Below are 16,674 nucleotides of genomic sequence, written 5' to 3'. Positions count from 1 at the left end.
GTCAGAAAGCCCTCCTAACGCGCAGGCGGTAATAGCCGGATGCTGCCGTGCCACCAGAGGAACCCGTCCCTACGCCTCCCGCTCCGGTGTAGAGGCTGTATACGTTACGGCTGGTCGGGGCATAGCCGATGTAACCGATCTGAATACTGCCGGTGTAGTAGTAGTCGGTAGCCTTTCGCTCATTGCTGCCTGCAGCGTCATCCGCCATGGTGACATCACAGTTATATTGCGTCGTGCCCACGTTGTGGGACTTGGAGTACGCCGTGCCCGCTGCCGCTGCAAACAGTCCAGAGTCGTATCTTCCGTTGTAGGCATACGCGGTCACGCTGCTGATGCTCGCCGCGCCTGCAATGCCTTCCCCTATATACAGCCGAGCCGCACCCAATAGCACCGGATTACCACCGGATACAGCGCTCGGGCCGGCCACCTTGTACAGGATTCCCTCGCCGATGCTGTACCAGTCACTGGCGTAGCCAGCAGTGACGACCGATTTTACGGCTGCCGGGACGGCATACGCCGTGCCGGCCGGATGATCGCAATAGGGCAGTAGCTCGACCTCGTCCACATGGCCGGCAAAGAAGGTGTTAGCAGCACTGTAGGTGACCGCGCCAATGGTAAAACCAATTGGTGCCGCGCATATTTTGGCCGAGGAGCTGATGGTCTGGTCCAGCGCGCCATTCACATAGATGAAGTATTTGCCCGCCACGGCATCGAACGTGATTTCGATGAAGTATTGGTTGCCAATGCTGAGTGCTGTGGTGCCGGCCGTACCGTTGGCCAGATCCCAACTCGCCCCGGTGCTGGACAGGTACAGGAAGGTCTTCGCGCTAGACATCTCCAGCGAGAGGCCAAATCCCGCCGCATTGACCAGATTGAAAAAGGTCTGGGTGCCGGTCACCGATGTGGGGTTGAACCAGCCCCGGATTGACCAGCTGCCATTCGGGAGTGCAGTGATCGACGGAATTTTTGCATAGTCGGTCGTGCCGTTCAGCTTGAGCGACGACGTCCCGAATTTACTGACCGAGGTATCGAGCTGTGCCGCTCCATACAGGGCAACCGGATTGCCGAAGTCATCAGTCGTGGCGGTCGCCCCATTGGCGCCGTCGAAATGCAGCAGCAACTGTGCCGCCTGGTTGTAGCTGTAGCCATATTGTGGCGGTGCCAGCGTACTCCCTAGCGTGACCACACCGGCGTTTGCACGCTGGGCATACAGGTAGGCCAGGCTATTCGCGGGGAGAGCTGGCCATGGAGTATCGGCAGAGATGGTCTCGATGTAATCGCTCGTTCCCAGTGCAAAGGCCAAGCGCACAGCAATCACGGTGGCGAGTAGCTGCGGCTGTAGCCCTGCTCCTACGGTAATGCAGGCCGGCCGGCCATTGCTGTCGGTGGCTCCCGCTTGCACCGTCTGGCGGACCTGTGGATTCACTGCCGGAGCGATGCCTGTCGCAGGGTTCAGTAGCACCCACTTCCCCAGCGTGGCATCCAGTTGCAGCGTGACCCAGTGTCCTGCCCCTGCAATGTCTCCCGGCGCAAGAGCCGCACCAGCACCTTTGACAATTGCCGCAGGGGCAATCACCCCTGGGTTCGGTGTGAATGTCGGCGTTGTCGTGGCATTCGGGGAAAGAGCGCGCACCGTGACCTCAACAACGCCGGCAGCCATCGTTGCCGCCGAAATCGCCGGGGTAAAATTGCCCGTCAGGGCGTCACCAGTGCCCCCCGCCGTGGCCGCCGAGTATAGATTTTCCTGAATTGCGGTCTGGATCTGCCCCAGCGTTACCGCATGTTGCGGCTGAGTCGCCGATGCCAACTGTGTTGGTGCTCCTGTGCAATGCAATAGGACATAGGAACCGGTGCCTACTGTGCTATTCCACTGGAACCAGGCGTCTCCCCCTGCGACCAGCTCGCCTCCCTGAAGCGCTTGATGTGCCAAGCCGACGACAGTCACGGCGCCAAGCCCATCGTTGAAGGTCGACGGACCGGTATTGCTCGTCTTTATCTTCACCCGCAGCACCATGCCTTCGCCGCGCGTTTGCAGTGCCGGTGCGTAGGCGCCAACGTAGGCGTTGGCGGCACCGGTATCGAGCGTGAAGGTTGGCCCGCCAGCTTGCAGGATCGCATCGAATTGCGAGGCCACCACCGAGTTCACCAGGAAGGCGGCCGACGTCGTATCGTAGGTGGCACTGACGACGGCATTGGCCGGCAGGTCGCCCGACTGTAGCGGTTGGCCGTCGTCGCGTAGCAGTGGCACGGCGCCGCCGCCGGCATTGACCGTCGACGGCCCGGTGTTGGCGTGTGCGGCGCGGTATTTGATCGCGAGCCCGTTGCCGTAAGCATTGATTGCTGGGTTGAGTGCGATCACATAGGCGTTGACGGCGCCGGTGTCGAGACTGTAATTGCCGGTCTTGGATTCGATCAGCAGCAGAATGGCCGCCAGCAGTTGCGCGTTGTTGTTCGGGTCGAGCGTCAGCCCGGCGGCGAGGATGGGGGCCGCGATCTCGCCCTGTACTGCGTTGTGCCACGCGGCGGCGAGGAAGGTGCCGAGCGCGCCGCTCGTCGGGTCGCCGTCGTGGAACAGGTTGTCAGAGGAGGAGATGAGTTGCATCGTCAGCGTCCATAGGTGAATTGCACGTAGGTGAAGGCCGGCTTGAGGTCATTGAGGACCTGCTCGATGACCGGGTCTTGGTACGAGGTGATGGGGTCGCCGGCCGAGGCGGTGCCGGCCGAGGCCTGGTAGCGCACCAGGGCGGTGCCGCTGACGTTGACCTGCCAGACCCAGATGATGTCGGTGATCCACATCGCGTCTCCGGCGCGGCTGGTGCCGGCGCGCGCCGGTTGCGGCTCGGCGATGGCAATGGTGTAGCCAAGCTGGGCTGCCAACTGGGTGAAGTACGGGATCGACAGGCCGCCGACCTGGGCGACCTTGGCGACGGCTGCGTCGATGCGCTGCTGGGTGGTAGCGCCGGCGGCCGGGGTGAGCCCGAGCACGCGCTCCCAATCCGGCAGCATGGCGCCGGCACCGTAAGGTGTGATGGCGTCCAGTACTGTGATTGCGCTCTGCATCGCGGCGTCGAGTGCACTGCCTTCGGCGCTTAGCTGTGCGATCAGCGCGTCCGCCGCCCGGTCATAGCTGACCGGCGGCATCAGCAGCGGCAGCAGGTCGGCGTGCTTCATGGCATCAGGCTCACGTTGAGAGTGCCGAGCTGGCACCACTGCACGGCGTTGGCGTCGGCTTCGGGCACGACGTTGGCGCTCGGCGTCAGTAGCAAGCGGTCAGTCACCCCGGATACGCCGCTGACCAGAGCTTCTACCTGGCTGCGGATATAGCTCGCCCCCGGCACCAGGCCGGCGAAATAGCTGGCCAGCACCGGCTGGACCAACGCTTTGGCCTGATCCGCCGTACCGCTCGGGAACGCGACCTGGATCACATGGTCGAGTGTCACGATCGTCGGCGCGATCGCCAGGCAATTCTTGGCGGTGACCGGACGCATGCTGTCGATGTAGCTCTGGACGGCAGCAAGGGTGGTGCTGGACGGCAGCCCGCCCGACGAGGTGATTACCACGTCGCAGGTGCCGAGTCCGCGCCGCAGTGGATAGACAAAGGCCGAGGAGACCCCGTCGACGTTCATGGCCCAGCGCCGGAAGTCCCATTGGTTGCCGCCGGCCGGCGGCCGCTGGATGACATCGAGCAAGCGCGCGAGCAGGTCCGCGTCGGTTTCTTCGTCGGTGCCGCCGACCAGGGACACGACGCTGCCGGCCGAGTTGACGCCATTGGGGGGCGACAGCAGGGTCAGCGTGGCGCCCGCCGTTTCATTGCCAGCGCGGCCGGCCGTGACAGCGCTCGCGGTCAGCGTCAGCGTGCCGTCGGCTCCAAGCGTCCCGGTAGCGGTGGTCTGGTATTGATTGCCGTCGAGGGTCTGCGCGATCAGCGTGGCAGTGACCGGCGCACCCGGCTGGCCGGACAGCAGGATGGAGCCTGCCGCCGCCGTGGCTTGTTTCTTTGATAGGCCACGCGTCCGCGCATGGCGGGCCAGCATGTCCGAGTCGGCCGTGTCAGGAAAAATCTGTTTGGCGATCCACGCCTGGTACTGATACAGCCCCTCGACCGCGCTGGCGCTGGCGCTGGCGTTGGCACGGATCGCGTAGTCCGAGTCCGCGCCGGTGTCGGCATCCGGCTGCCGATTGGCGATATCGCGCAGGATGTTGGCGGTGATCTGGTCGTAGGTTAACGGTGTGAACGCCATCAGCCCACCTTTACCGGATGCTTGAAGGACTGGACCTGCCCGCTGGCGTCGGTCACGTCGATGTACAGCCACAACCAGCCTGTGCCGGGGCGCTCGGTCGTGACGGTCACGCTTTGCGCGCGGGCGTCATCCACCAGCGGTTGCAAGGCTTGTTCCGCGTACTGGCGGGTCAGCACAGCGACACGCGGCACATCCTTCTCGCGCGCGAGCGTGTAGAGCTTGGACCCGAGCGTGGTATCGGCCCAGTACGATCCCAACGGCGTACGCAAGCGCAGGTACACGGCGTTGGAAAGCGTGCGGGTCATTTGCCCGGTGTAGGTGCCGGTGGCGGGATCGAGAGCGGGGTCCATGCCGCGATTGTCGCGGCATGGGGGATGGGGACGTCAGGTGATGGGTGTCAGTATGGAGGCCCGCGCCGCTCGTTAAAGCGGTGGCGACGATGGCGCCCCCAGCGCGATGACCTCGTGCTCGTGGCCGGCCAGGCTCTTGCCGCTGGCCACCACGTCCTGGTCGGTGGTGAAACTGCCGCCGGTCTGCTTGACGCTGCCGGAGAAGGTGGCGCCGTCGCCGCCCTGGACGGCCAGGCCGCCGTTGCCCGACAACTGCTGATCGACGATCACCTGGCCGGTAAACTGTGCGGTCGGGCTGTCGAACTTCATGCCTTCGGTGGCGGTGAGCGTGAAGGTCTTGGTGGTGCCGAGGATTTGGCCGTCCTTGAACACAAAGGTATCGCCGAAGGCGTTGAAGATCGCGGTTTCGCCTGGCGCCAGTCCTGAGACCCGGTAGTCGCCGTTCTCAGTGGCGACGATGATGCCATGACCGGTACGGCCGCCGACCGGCAACACCACCACCACGGTGCCGGGCGGCGGGTTGGAGGTGAAGCCGAAGTGCTGGAACAGCTCACAATCGGGCAGCGGTTCGCTCGCCAGCCCTTCCACTTGGGCCAGTTGGCTGTCGACACCGTTGCCGGTCATGGTCAGCACGCCGCGAAACGCCAGGCGAATGCGCCCGAGTGCGCGCTGGACGCGAGCGTCAATCTGATCCCACATCAATCATTTCCTCCGGTCCATCGGTCTTTTTACGGCGACGCGTGCGTGCGCGGTGGGCATGCGCGTCCAGCGTCCAGACGCCGTCCTCTTTCAAGGTCAGTAGGGTGTAGCTGCCCTGACCGCCGCGCCCCTTGCTCAGACGCCGGCCCAACAGGAAGAACACCGCGTTAATGCCATGGGGTTCCGAGAGCACATGGATGCGCTGGCCCGGCGCCCACAGCACGCCGTCGGTGGTGCGATGGCCCTTGACCTTGGCGACCAGCGTCAAGCCCTTGAGGCGCGAGTCCATCAACAGCTTGCGCGCGCGCGAAACCGCCTGGGCGACGCTTTCGCATTCGTGGTCGACCACGACGTGGGGGCGGTAGAACGCCACGCCAGGATCGGTGGCTTTACCTACGATGGCGTGTTTGCCATGGTCGAAAGCGGTGCCGTGCTTCTGGCCAAGCACGGTGACTTCCGAATAGCGCTCGGCGATCGAGTGTGTGCGCTTGAGACTCTCGACGTTATTACCTTGTCCGCTGCGGCGCAGGATCAACGAGGCCACCGGCGGTACGCTGTAGTCGGGGCCGCCGACGATCAGCGTGCCGTCCGGCGCGAACCATGGCCACAAGCCGTTAGCCTCGGCTGCGTTGGCCAGCACGTTCCAGGCGCGGTCGCCCGGCTCGACGTTGACCTTCTCGGTGGTATAGGTGCTGTCGGCGTTGATCTTGATGTGCGAGATGCCGAGCGGTCGCACGATGTTGGCGACGACCTGGGCGAGCGTGACTTGTTTAGCGACGAAGATCGGCGCAGCGCAGTCGAGCAGGATCGCCGCTTGGTCGCGGCCATTGAGCGTATAGACAGTGCGGTCCTTGGCGACTTCGTCTTCGATGGTGTCGATGCGCCCAACCAGGATTTTGTCGTTGCCGACACGCACCTCGATCGGCGCGCCCACGACCAGTTCGGCCGGAATAGAGCCTTGCGGCGCGGCCAGTTCGACGCGCCAGGCATCGCCGGGCACGATCAGGTGCGAGTCGATGTCGTAGCTGCTCCAGTCTTGATGGGCATGGCCGCCGATCATCAGGCTAACCTTGTCATCCGTGGTGGCGGACTTATTGGGCGTAGGCATTGAGCGTGGTTCCTGGTTGCAGGAAGTTGGGGTTGGTGATGTTCGGGTTCAGGCGCGCGAGTTCGTCGGCGCGCGTGTAGTCGCCATACCAGCGAAAGGCCGTCAGATGCAGGTTGCCCGGCATGGTCACGGCGCGCTGGACCAGCTGAGGCTGTTGTTCGATGACGGCGATGGCGGCGTCCTGTATCGCCAGGGCGGTGTCCTTTAGGTTCTCGGCGATCGGGCGCGAGGTCTCCAGCGTGAACACCTGGCGGTGTAGGTCGATCGCGCTTTGGATAGCGGTCCGGGTGTCGCCAACGATCTGCCCGATTTCATCTGGCGTCAGTGTTGGGTCGTCGGCCTCGTCTTGCAGAATGGACGAAGCGGTGTCGGCCAACTGCGCGGCGGCCGCCAACTGGATGAAGGCCGTGACCGGGGCGACGGCGCTGGCCGGCGCATTGACCGGCACCGAGGCAGAGCCCGTCGCCAGCGCGCTGTCGAGGTTGGCTTGCGTCGTGGCGGTCGTGCCACCACTGGTGGTGGTCGGCGCCGGGATATTGTTGCTGGCGGCGCCGACCGCGACCTGACCGCCGCTGCTTTGCACGACGGCGGTACCGGAGTTGATGTTGCCCGGCAGTTTGACCACGCTCGCCAACTGGCCGGACAGGCTTTTCCAGTCGGACGTGATGACGCCGACGTCGAACGAGCGCAGGTCCGCGATGCCCGACAGGCTGTTGATCACGCTGGAGGCGAACGACTGCGGATACTGGATCATGTCCAGCGTGGTGCCGGTGATGCCCTGCACCTGGCGGTTGATGGCGCCCAGCGTCGACGTCATCACGCTACGCAGGCCGTTGAGCTGTTGCATGTTGCCGCTGGCGGCCTTCAACGCTGTTAACGCGGTGCCGAGCGCCGCGATGCCGTTGGAGCGGATGGTGCCGGTCAGCGAGCTGATCGCAGCGGCTTTTTGCGCGGGCAGCTGCTGAACGAAGAACGGGTTGCTGGCGCTCTTTTCGAGGAAGTGCAGTTCGACCGTGCAATGGTCAGGGTTGTCCGCGTCGTGCAGGACTTCGTAGTCGAGCAACTGCGTCTTCGGGATGCTGCCATAGACCGGATGGATCAGTTCGGCCGGGCCGGCCTGATCAAGCACGGCCTGAAAGGCTTTGAGCTGGATCTCGTAGGTGTCACCCCAGAACACCGCCGTCAGGTCGATACGGCGCCCCTTGCGCCCCAAGTCCTCGGTGTCGGTACCGTCCAGGTAAGGGTACTCGTGTTCGGCCACGTCGCGCTTGGTCGCGTCCTTGGTCCGCTGGCAGTCGAAGGTGACGCCACGAAACGTGGCGATTTGGAGCGAGGTCGACCAGCTCATCTCAATACCTCAAGGCCGCGAGCGTGTTGATCTGGTTCACCTGTTCGGCGATGACATGGCCATCCAGGTGGATCTGGTTGTTGATGGTGATCGGCTGCGGTTTGGCTGTCGCCTGTGCCTGCAAGGCCGCCAGCACCTGCTGATTCAACTTACCTGCATCGTTCTGCCCCGACCACGGCATGACCGGCGCACTGTTACGGCTTTGTACCGACTGTTGATCGGCTTGGTATTGCTTGATCCACTGTTCGTTCTCGGCGGCGTAGCCCTCACCGAACTGATACCAAGGTTGGTATTTTTTGCGCGCGGCATCGATCACCTGTTGTGAGTAGTGCGCGTGCAGACGCTTCCAGGTGGCATCGCCATTGGCCAGTTCTTCGTCTTCTTCGTTCGAGGTGAAATTGGCCAAGGCAACCGCGCCCCCGCCAATGCCAAGCCCCGCGCGGAACCTAGAAATAAGTGCTCCGAGCCCGGCCCCGGACGCGATGCCACCCCCGCCCGCGTTGGTCTCCCCCCCGCCCGCGCCTTCCCCGCCCTTACCGAACACCAAACGTCCGAGTCCGATCGCTAGAATTGCCTGGGTGACGCCCTCGAATGCGGTCTTGGCCCCCATCACGGCGGCCGTGAGGCCAGGGTACTGAGCGCCATAGTTGGCGAGCTTGGCGGCGGTATCGCCGACCATGCTATCGAAGCCGCGCAGCGCGTCCTTCTCTCCCATGCCGGCGATCGACTTAGCACGCTCGGTCTTGTAATCGTCGGTACGCGAGATGACGTCGAAGTCGCGGTCACCGTAACCGGACGCGACCAGCGCCTGATCGCGGATCTGCTGATACTTCGGCTTCTGGTTGACATAGGCCATCAGCGCCTGCAGTTCCTGGCGGTTGTGCACGATCTTGCCGATCGCCGACCCCTGCACGATGTCGAGCATGCTCTCCAGCGTCTCGCGGCGCTGTCCGTCGTTCTTCACGTTCGCGAGCCGCCCCTGGAGCAAACGGTAGTTCTTGTCACGCTTGGCCACCTGGTCGAGCAGGTCGCCGAACACCTCGATCGAGTTTTGGCCCTTGCCACGGCCGTTGGCCAACATCACCGACAAGTCGCGGTGCAGGTATTTTTTAACCGAGCGCGCGGTGTCACGGCTGTTGAGGTGGGTCAACAGGTCCATGACGTTGTTGCCGGCCTCGTCGACGGTGCCCGATGTGGTGACCGACAGTTCGTTCAGGGCGATCAGCGAAGCCAGACCCTGAACGCCGTTCATCCCGGAATTCTTGGCGGCTGCCATCTGCTGCGGCAGCCATTTGGCCATGTCCGGCAGTTTGAAACCGCCCATATGGCCACCACGAATCGCCATGTCGAGCGCTTTCGGCACCATGCTTTCGTTGAAGCCAAAGTTCTGAATGGCGCGAAACGCGATATTGCCCAGCTCGTTCGGGTCCGCGCCCTCGGCCGTTGCATACTTCTGCAGTACCGGCAGCAGGCGGAACACCTGGTCGTGGGTCATGGTGTTGTGCGACAGCAGATTGTCGAGCGTCTCGGTGACCTGGTCGAGATTGCCGCCGACCTGGCTGATGGTGTTCTTGATCGCTCCGCGGATCTCGGCCTCGCCCGAGATGCGGCCGCCGACGTCGCGCTCGTTGAATGCGGTATTGGACATCATCGCGACGCGACGGTCCCAGGCCATGGTTTCCTTGACCGGCGTCGCGATCGCATGGGCGGCGCCGATACCGCCGAGAATGCCGTCGCCGACCGTGCGCAAGCCTCTGGCACCGCCCTGAAACAAGCGGATGCCGCGTTCGGTACTCGACAGCCGCCCCATCTCGCGATTGAGTTCGGCAACGTGGCGTGTCATTTGGTCGAAGGCACGCGCCTGTTCGTCGGCCGACATCATTCCGCCGCGCGCCAGTCGCTGGTAGGCGGCCTCGGTGCGGGCGATCTCACGCTGAATGTCCGCCTCCGAACGCAGCCCCAACGCCTCCCATGCTTGCTGGAAGCGCTGATAGTCGCGCAAGCGCTTGGACAGGCTACCGTCCGTCGCCCGCGTGGTTGACTCCGCGCTGGCAACTGCCGCCTGACTTTGCCGCTCATAAGCGGCCGAGGTCTGAGCCAGTTCGCGCTGGATCGCGCTCTCGCTGGCGGTGGTGGCTCGCGTGCGCTGCGCCGCCATGCGCGCGCTCTCGTCGCCGACCCCGCGCACCGCCGCGCTGGCGTCGGCGCTGTCGCGCTTGACCGTCTGCAGGATACGCGCGAGCGGCCCCGACAGCTCGTCGCGGGTTTTTAGCAGCAGGGATACGAGAAAGTTCTGGCTCATGGCTTAGGCTTGGCGGCGTGGCGTTTCGAGATGAAGCGCTGGCGAGGCGCACCCCCATCGCCCTGACGCTGGCGCTTGGGGGGCGCGCTCAGGCGGCGTGCGGCCGCCATATACCCGTCGAGTTCGACGGACGTCAGCTGCCGGATGCGGGACTCGGGGATGCCGTATCGACCAAGGAGGAGGACGGAGAGTCGGTACTCGGCGAGGGCGGATTCGAGCGCATCCGCTTTTTTTTGAGTTCGGTCTCGGCGGCCGCCAGCACGTCGAAGTCATCGTCGACCATATTGCCGGCCAGAAAGTCGGACGTCAGCGTCTCGGTCGGAATGGTGCCGAGCCGGACCAGGCAGCGTGCGAAGATCGCGGTACGGACCTGCATATTGGAGACGGTGCCGACGTGCTGCAGTACCGCGATATTGTCGGCGATCATCGGCAGGCGCAGTTCGAAGTCGTAGTGCATCTGGCCCGAGTCGGCCGGGTATTCAACGCCGAACTTCAGACTATCGGTCTGGGTCATCATTATTCGTTCACCTTATCGGTTGCAAACATCTTGATATCGCGCCGCCCCTCGTTGTCGACGCTGTATTTCTCGCCGACATCGGTGGTGCAGCAGTTGAGATAGCTGACGGGCGAGCCGCCGCTGGCCTCGGGGGTGATCGAGACCTTGGCGCCCTCGATCGCGGCCCAATCGATGTCGCCGGTCAGGGGAATGACGACCGTGATGGACAGCGAGTATTCGGTGATTCCCTTCGAAAACCCCTTGGCCTTGCCGGTACTGTTCATGGTCTTGACCAGCTTGCGCCCGGTCTTGGTCTGGACGTCCAGATCGACCACTTCGTATTCGGTGCCATCGACGTCCAGGACGATCGCGCCGACGTATTCTTCCAATGCCATGGCATCCTCCCGTTACAGAATCAGTTCGATCACGCCCGCGAACACATGCAGCCCCGGCACCACCGCGCACGGTAGCTTGGCGTTCAGTTGACCAGTGGATTGCGAGTCCGGCTCGACAATGAAGCCGTCCTTGTTGGCGTCGACGTTTTCGATAATTTCCAGCCCCTGCGCCTCATACGCCACCGCCAGCAATTCCGAGCGCACCTTGGCCGGGATGCGAGTGGTGAGTTTGTTACGCGGAAAGCGCAAGGCGACACGTTGGCGCCACGCCAAGCGCATGTAGTCCATCGTGCGGATGGTGGTGATGTCGAGCAGTGCCGGATCGCTTATGTTCTGGGCGTTGACCAGATAGGTGCTGATGGCGCGCACGATCTGCACCACGTCGCCCGAGCCGACTTCGAACGGTGTCACCCCGTTGTGCAGTGCGGTCTCCTGTTCTTCGCGGCCCGGGCGTTGTGTGATGTCGGTCACGTCGAGGCCGGTCAGCGCCAGCGTATTCAGCGGTCGCGCCGGATCTTCCTCGGAGGCGATCACCGCGCCATAGGCAGCCGCGATCTGCCAAGCCGGTAATACCGAACCGTTGTGCCAACCGATGGTGATGCGCCCCCCGTTGATCTGTCCCGCCAGCGTGGTGGCGGTGGCTAACGAGCTCGGCCAGCCGGCGACCCCGAGCGCGCCACGCTGTTCCATCGGGTTCGACACGTAGTCGAGATGGGTACGCAGCGCGGTCAGCGACGCCTGGGTGGAGAACGGCGCGATCAGGATGTTGTGACCGGCGCCAAACACGGCGGTCAGCGCCGGCTGGATGTCGGGGTCGGACAAGCCGCCGGCCATCGCCACCACGGTGCCGGTGACGCCGCTGGTCTGACTCAGCATGCTCAAGGTGATGCCGTTGCCGGCCAGCCCCTTGTTCTTGGCCGTGATATCCAGCTTGGCGGGATTATTGGCATCGAGACTGGCCGTGATGGGCAGGTCCGGCTGGTTCTCGATCTGCTCGAGCAGGTTGGCGGCGATGGTCTGGGCCGTGTCGCCGAGTGCGACGGCGATGGTGGCGGCCACGCCCGCGACCGTCAGAGTGACGTTACCGCTGGCGGTGGCGGTGCCGGCCATGGTCAACGATCCGGTCGCCACGACCCCGGCAGCCGCGTCGTCGACCGCGATCACCGTCAGCTGCAAGTAAGGGTTGGCCTTCAACGCGGCGCGCACCATCAGATGCGCTATCGAGCCGATGCCGAAGGCGGCCTCGGCGTCTCCATCCGAGTAGATATTGGTTGCCACCAGCGCCGCCACGCTGCCGCTCGGCAGACGCGGCCCAATGATCAACACGCGTTGCGTGTTACCCGGCAGGGCATTGACAGCGCCGCTGGTATTAAATTCGAAGTATTGCCCCGGCTTGCGGATGCTCGACGAAATCTGGTCGAAGCTGATGTTCGGACTGGCCATCGATGTCTCCGGTTAGGCCTGGGCCGAGGTAGCGGCCGCCAGCGGGGTCTTGGATTCCACCGATGCGGTGTCGGCGGTCGGTGTGGGCGTGCTCGCCTCGACTGGGGTCTCGACGGTGGAAGCGCCATCCTCGACCTCGATCAGGTCGCCGTCGCGCAGGCGGCGCAGGTAGTACGGCGTGGCGTCGACCACGACCTCCGCGTCGTCGGTAATGTATTTGCGCGGCGCGCCTTGTTTGGGAACGCGCACGCCGGGGGCGGCTTTGACTTTCATTCGGTAGCTCCGGTTAGAGACACAACGTCTTGAGCATCAGGAGCGCCGGCTTCCTGGCTCGGGTTGAGGTAGTAATTCATGACCAGGGTGTTCCACTGCGGCGTAGCCGGGTCGACCTGGCCACCGAAGCGGGCGAACAGACTGTCGAGGCCCGAGGTCGGGTCGCCGGCGTCCACGCTCGCCGGGTCGACCGGCTGCGGGAAGGTGCCCAGCGGCAGCGTCGCCTCGACCCAGGCCGTGTGGAATTCGAGCGCGAACACCGAAAACGCCTGCCCCTGAATCCGGCTGTTGTAGAGCGTACGCACCGAACCCGGCTCCAGGGCGCGGATCGGCAGGCCCAGATCCTGTTGCGCCAGCAGGTGGCGCACTGCGTAGACCAGCAGATTGGTGCCGACCTCGCGCGCGCCGGGACCGCCGAGGCGCGACGCGGACTCGCTGCGCACGCTACGGGTACCGACCATGACCACGAAACTGCCCTCGGCGCGCCATTTCTCGCGTCGGGTATCGACCGGCACGGTCTTTTTGACCCCGGCGAAGGTCACCCAGGCGGCGGGGAAGCGCTTGAGTACCTCGAGCAGGTTCTCGTCGTCGAACTCGCCGCCGTAGGTCTCGACCGCATTGACCATGCGGCCGAGGCCACGGCGCAGCCTGTCGGCCAGTGCGAGTTCGACGGCAGTCAGGATAGGCACCGGTGTTGCCATCAGAATCCGCCCCTGTCGTCGCGGCTGAAGATGCGCGTGCCCTGGCGGAAGGCGATGGTCTCGCCGGGCTGGACCGGCTCGCCGTTGGGCATTTCGCCGAGCGTGATCTTGCCAGCGGCCGCCAGCTCCAGGAAGCGCACCGCGTCGCGGTGACGATCACGCGCGGCCTCGCTCAACAGCGCGTTGCTGCCGCTGAGGCGATAGCGCGCGATGTCGCAACACAGGCCGGCGATAAAGCGCGGCGTGCCGGTCAGCGGCAGGGTGTAGCGGCCGGCCAGATAGGTGTCGATCTCGGCACTGGCGTCGTCGAGCGCGCCGGCCAACACGGTGGCATCGATCTGCCCCGACTGGCTGCGGTCGGTCAGCGCGACGACTTCGTCCTCGCCGAAGCGATTGACCATATCGTCCTGGATCGCATAGGCCATGGCTTAACGACCCCGGCGGTGGCCGGTATCGGCCTTGGCTGCGGCGGGCGCCGGTGCTTCGGTCTGGCGCGACTCGGAGGCGGCCGACTGCAGTTGGACCACGTAGTCGGCGGCGCTGCCGTCCCAGTCGGCCGGCAGCAGTGCGAGCACCGCGTCGGCCGTGGCGGCTTTGTCGCGCAGGTCGGCCAACTCCTCGGGCGCGATCACCAGATCGTGCACCTCGTCGACCTCTTCGCAGTCGAGCATGCGATCGCTTTTCAGATGCGCGATCTGGGCGCTGGTCAGCAGCGACAGCGGAATGTTGGCGGGTTTGATGCTGAACTTCAGCCCTTCACGGCGGTAACCCTCCGCCTTGGCGCTCACGCGCAGAACGCGATTCGACATCCTGTTTCTCCAGAAAGGCGGCCCCTGTCGCCAGGGGCGCCGGGTTCATCAGTTCGCAGCCGGTACCGCGCCGGTGCCGTCCGAGCCGAAGGCCATCTGCCAGAAGCCGTAGCCACCGGCCGCTCGCGCTTCGGCGCCGAACTTGAATTTCTTGCGGTTGAATACGTCGTCGGCGTTCGGGTCGGTCTGCTGCACGAAAACCGGCGCTTTGCGTTCCTGGTAGATCAGCGGCTTGATCGGCTTGGTGGTATCGAGCAGGAACCAGGCGGTGTCCGAGGTCAGCCGCGCGTCACACTCCACGGTGGCCGTACCCTTGTAGGGGTTGGGCATGCCGTCGTTCAGACGGTCGTTGGTCATCAGCGCGTTAGCGATGTCCTCCAGTGCCGGCGGCACCAGCAGGATGTTGGGATTGATGTTGAGCGGCCGGCCTTCCTCGTCGGTGATCTTGCGCATCTGGGTGCGCACCACGCCGTAGGTCGCGCGAGCGGCGGCCTGGCCGGCAACCGACAGAGGCAGGTTGCTGTAGTTGGACACCGGCGCGTTGCGCACGACGTGGGCGTTGCTGAAAAACGCCTGGCCGTCGTAGCAGGGGTTGGTGAAGCCGTGATTGACCAGGTCGATGACGATCTCGTCCGGCAATTGCTTGGCCGAGAAGCCGGCGTTCTGCGCTTGCGGCGCGTACAGGCCGAGTTGGTCGTCCTCGATGTCGTTGCGGTCGACCTCGACCGTGGCTTCCCAGTCGTCGTTGACGATGGTGTAGCCATGGCCTGCCAGCGCCTTGATGTCTTTTTCGCCGATCCACTTCTGCATGCGCGGGAAGCGTTCCAGCCACGCGTAAATGTTCTGGCGGGCGGACGACGGCACCTTGGTGGCGATACGTTCCCAGATGGACGGTGCCGCGTCGAAGGCGTTGTTGAAGGACGTCTTGAGCGCCCAGAACACCGCCTGGATGGTTTCCTGATTAACGAGCATGAAGCCCTCCCTTACAGGACCCAGACGCCGTCGGGATCGATGCCGAGCACGATCCCGGCTTGCGCGCGGGTGTTGTTGCTATTGGTCTTGGCGACGGTCTGGTTGTCCTCGACAAAGCACGGCTTGCCGAAGCTGGACTGGCCGATCGGGTCATCCGTCGAGTTGGCCCACTTGAAGGCCACGCCCCGGCTGACCTGTACGCTCTTGGCGCCGTCGGCGCCGGCGCTGTTGTCGACGTACTGCTCGGCCCGGCCGGCATAGGTCAGATCGGCTTCCGTCTTGCCTTCGAGGGCGAAGCCATTGGCGTTGACCATGACCAGCAGCCCGGCGTGGACAATCTGGCCAGCGGCGACCGGGATCGCGACGATGCGGGCTTCGCGATAGCCGGTATTGCGATCGGCGGTGGCGGCGGTCATTGCGCGGCTCCTTTGGCTTTGGCGACGGCGACCGGGTTAATACCCATCTGGCGGCACACCGCGAGCGTGGCGGCATCCAGCCCCTCGGCACCTTGGGGTGCCGTCTCGGGCGCGCGGCCGCCGTTCTGTTGCGCGGTCAGCGCCGCGATCTTGGGCGCGGTGGCGATGAAGCTGCGCAGCGCGGCCAGGTCTTTGTTACCGAGCTCGCGTGCCCAGGCTTCCTGGGCCGGCAGCAACTGGCCGTTGCTCAGTGCTGCCGCAACGGTTTGCTCGACCTCGCGGCCGTTGATCTGGGTCGACAACGCGGCGATCTGGCCTTGCAGATCGGTGACCACCGTGATCGGCACGAACTTGGCCGGGTCCGGCGTGCTGCCGAGCTTGAGCGCGGCGATCTGGGCATCCTTGACCGTGTGTGCGGTCGTCAAGGCGGCGACCTGGTCGGCGTCGGACTTGGCTTTGACGAAGTGGGCATTGAGCGCGGCCAACGCCTGGTCATCCGGCGTCTGCGTCGACAGGCCCAATTGCGCGAGCAATGCCTCCAGCAGTTTGTTCATCGGGGGTTCCTTTTGGGAGGAGAGGAAAGCGGACAGGGCCACCGACTGCATGCCATCGAGCCCTGGATTGTTGGTCAGCGCGGCCATGTATATCTGCTGCACGTCGCCGGTCTGCGGGTCGAAACGGAATACCGGCGAAATGAAACGGTACTCGTGGTCGGCAATGGCCTTGGCGGCGGCCGGCGTCCATTCGACGTCGGTGGCGAACAGCCCCTGGCCGTCGCGCCATTCCAGATTCTTGAACCAACCGGCGGCCGCCCCCTGTGTCAGGGTAGTTGAGATGATCCCTTTTCAGGGATTTCATACTCAATCCAGGGGGCCGGAATTTCACCATGTCGCGTTTATCCAAGGCTCGTAAAGACGCCATCCTGAACAGAATGCTAGCGCCGCATCCGCCCTCCATCCGCGAGTTGGCACAAAGGGAGGGGGTCTCCGAAACAACGCTATACAATTGGCGGAATCAGCTTCGTAAACAAGGTCGTCCCGTGCCCGAACATGACCGCAGCAGTGAGAACTGGTCTGCACAAACTAAATTCGCCGTCGTCGTCGAAACCCTGTCGATGTCGG

The 16,674-nt window shown here is 64.3% G+C and carries 19 protein-coding genes; 1 reads left to right on the top strand and 18 read right to left on the bottom strand.

The window, feature by feature from the left end; translation table 11 throughout:
• Nucleotide 1: 1 nt before the first annotated feature.
• The 18 genes from G520_RS0110460 to G520_RS22385 all read right to left on the bottom strand — a co-directional run bounded on the left by G520_RS0110460 (nucleotide 2) and on the right by G520_RS22385 (nucleotide 16,377).
• Nucleotides 2-2,602 (bottom strand): LamG-like jellyroll fold domain-containing protein, encoded by a 2,601-nt coding sequence (locus G520_RS0110460; RefSeq protein ID WP_028535619.1) that lies wholly within the window; start codon nucleotides 2,600-2,602, stop codon nucleotides 2-4.
• Between the two features lie 2 nt (nucleotides 2,603-2,604).
• Nucleotides 2,605-3,171 carry a YmfQ family protein gene (locus G520_RS0110455; protein WP_028535618.1) on the bottom strand — a complete coding sequence of 189 codons (567 nt, stop codon included), beginning with the start codon at nucleotides 3,169-3,171 and terminating at the stop codon, nucleotides 2,605-2,607.
• The gene (locus G520_RS0110450) at nucleotides 3,168-4,241 is read right to left on the bottom strand and encodes a baseplate J/gp47 family protein (protein ID WP_028535617.1); all 1,074 of its coding nucleotides are present in this window, start codon (nucleotides 4,239-4,241) and stop codon (nucleotides 3,168-3,170) included. The genes G520_RS0110455 and G520_RS0110450 overlap by 4 nt, the downstream gene beginning before the upstream one ends.
• Entirely contained in the window at nucleotides 4,241-4,591 is a 351-nt protein-coding gene (locus G520_RS0110445; RefSeq protein WP_028535616.1) for a phage GP46 family protein, read from the bottom strand. Before G520_RS0110445 ends, G520_RS0110450 begins: the two co-directional genes overlap by 1 nt.
• A 72-nt stretch (nucleotides 4,592-4,663) precedes the next feature.
• Nucleotides 4,664-5,290, bottom strand: a complete 627-nt coding sequence (locus tag G520_RS0110440) for a phage baseplate assembly protein V (protein WP_028535615.1) — start codon at nucleotides 5,288-5,290, stop codon at nucleotides 4,664-4,666.
• Complete coding sequence (locus tag G520_RS0110435) at nucleotides 5,274-6,398, bottom strand: phage baseplate assembly protein (protein WP_028535614.1); 1,125 nt, start codon at nucleotides 6,396-6,398, stop codon at nucleotides 5,274-5,276. Before G520_RS0110435 ends, G520_RS0110440 begins: the two co-directional genes overlap by 17 nt.
• Entirely contained in the window at nucleotides 6,382-7,746 is a 1,365-nt protein-coding gene (locus tag G520_RS0110430) for a DNA circularization protein (RefSeq protein WP_028535613.1), read from the bottom strand. The genes G520_RS0110435 and G520_RS0110430 overlap by 17 nt, the downstream gene beginning before the upstream one ends.
• A gap of 1 nt (nucleotide 7,747) precedes the next feature.
• Nucleotides 7,748-10,048 (bottom strand): phage tail tape measure protein, encoded by a 2,301-nt coding sequence (locus G520_RS22395; RefSeq protein WP_028535612.1) that lies wholly within the window; start codon nucleotides 10,046-10,048, stop codon nucleotides 7,748-7,750.
• A gap of 133 nt (nucleotides 10,049-10,181) precedes the next feature.
• Nucleotides 10,182-10,565, bottom strand: a complete 384-nt coding sequence (locus G520_RS0110420; protein WP_036666020.1) for a hypothetical protein — start codon at nucleotides 10,563-10,565, stop codon at nucleotides 10,182-10,184.
• Complete coding sequence (locus G520_RS0110415) at nucleotides 10,565-10,939, bottom strand: hypothetical protein (RefSeq protein WP_028535610.1); 375 nt, start codon at nucleotides 10,937-10,939, stop codon at nucleotides 10,565-10,567. The genes G520_RS0110420 and G520_RS0110415 overlap by 1 nt, the downstream gene beginning before the upstream one ends.
• Before the next feature lie 12 nt (nucleotides 10,940-10,951).
• A complete protein-coding gene (locus G520_RS0110410; RefSeq protein ID WP_028535609.1) occupies nucleotides 10,952-12,382 on the bottom strand; it encodes a phage tail sheath subtilisin-like domain-containing protein in 1,431 nt (476 codons plus the stop codon).
• A gap of 12 nt (nucleotides 12,383-12,394) precedes the next feature.
• The gene (locus G520_RS22390) at nucleotides 12,395-12,655 is read right to left on the bottom strand and encodes a DUF2635 domain-containing protein (RefSeq protein ID WP_036666018.1); all 261 of its coding nucleotides are present in this window, start codon (nucleotides 12,653-12,655) and stop codon (nucleotides 12,395-12,397) included.
• A complete protein-coding gene (locus G520_RS0110400; protein WP_036666014.1) occupies nucleotides 12,652-13,356 on the bottom strand; it encodes a DUF1834 family protein in 705 nt (234 codons plus the stop codon). Before G520_RS0110400 ends, G520_RS22390 begins: the two co-directional genes overlap by 4 nt.
• Nucleotides 13,356-13,781: a gp436 family protein gene (locus G520_RS0110395; protein WP_028535607.1), complete on the bottom strand. Its 426-nt coding sequence runs from the start codon at nucleotides 13,779-13,781 to the stop codon at nucleotides 13,356-13,358. Before G520_RS0110395 ends, G520_RS0110400 begins: the two co-directional genes overlap by 1 nt.
• A 3-nt stretch (nucleotides 13,782-13,784) precedes the next feature.
• Entirely contained in the window at nucleotides 13,785-14,165 is a 381-nt protein-coding gene (locus tag G520_RS0110390) for a hypothetical protein (protein ID WP_028535606.1), read from the bottom strand.
• 48 nt (nucleotides 14,166-14,213) lie between these two features.
• Entirely contained in the window at nucleotides 14,214-15,137 is a 924-nt protein-coding gene (locus tag G520_RS0110385) for a Mu-like prophage major head subunit gpT family protein (protein WP_028535605.1), read from the bottom strand.
• 11 nt (nucleotides 15,138-15,148) lie between these two features.
• Nucleotides 15,149-15,553 (bottom strand): hypothetical protein, encoded by a 405-nt coding sequence (locus tag G520_RS0110380; RefSeq protein WP_028535604.1) that lies wholly within the window; start codon nucleotides 15,551-15,553, stop codon nucleotides 15,149-15,151.
• Nucleotides 15,550-16,377, bottom strand: a complete 828-nt coding sequence (locus G520_RS22385) for a phage protease (RefSeq protein ID WP_281424767.1) — start codon at nucleotides 16,375-16,377, stop codon at nucleotides 15,550-15,552. Before G520_RS22385 ends, G520_RS0110380 begins: the two co-directional genes overlap by 4 nt.
• Before the next feature lie 62 nt (nucleotides 16,378-16,439).
• On the opposite strand from G520_RS22385, the gene G520_RS24415 reads away from it, so the two are divergent.
• The coding region (locus tag G520_RS24415; RefSeq protein WP_084637570.1) for a transposase at nucleotides 16,440-16,674 on the top strand (235 nt) is incomplete at its 3' end.

Source organism: Paludibacterium yongneupense DSM 18731 (assembly GCF_000422925.1).
Taxonomy (GTDB): domain Bacteria; phylum Pseudomonadota; class Gammaproteobacteria; order Burkholderiales; family Chromobacteriaceae; genus Paludibacterium; species Paludibacterium yongneupense.
This window is presented reverse-complemented; position numbering and strand designations above follow the sequence as displayed.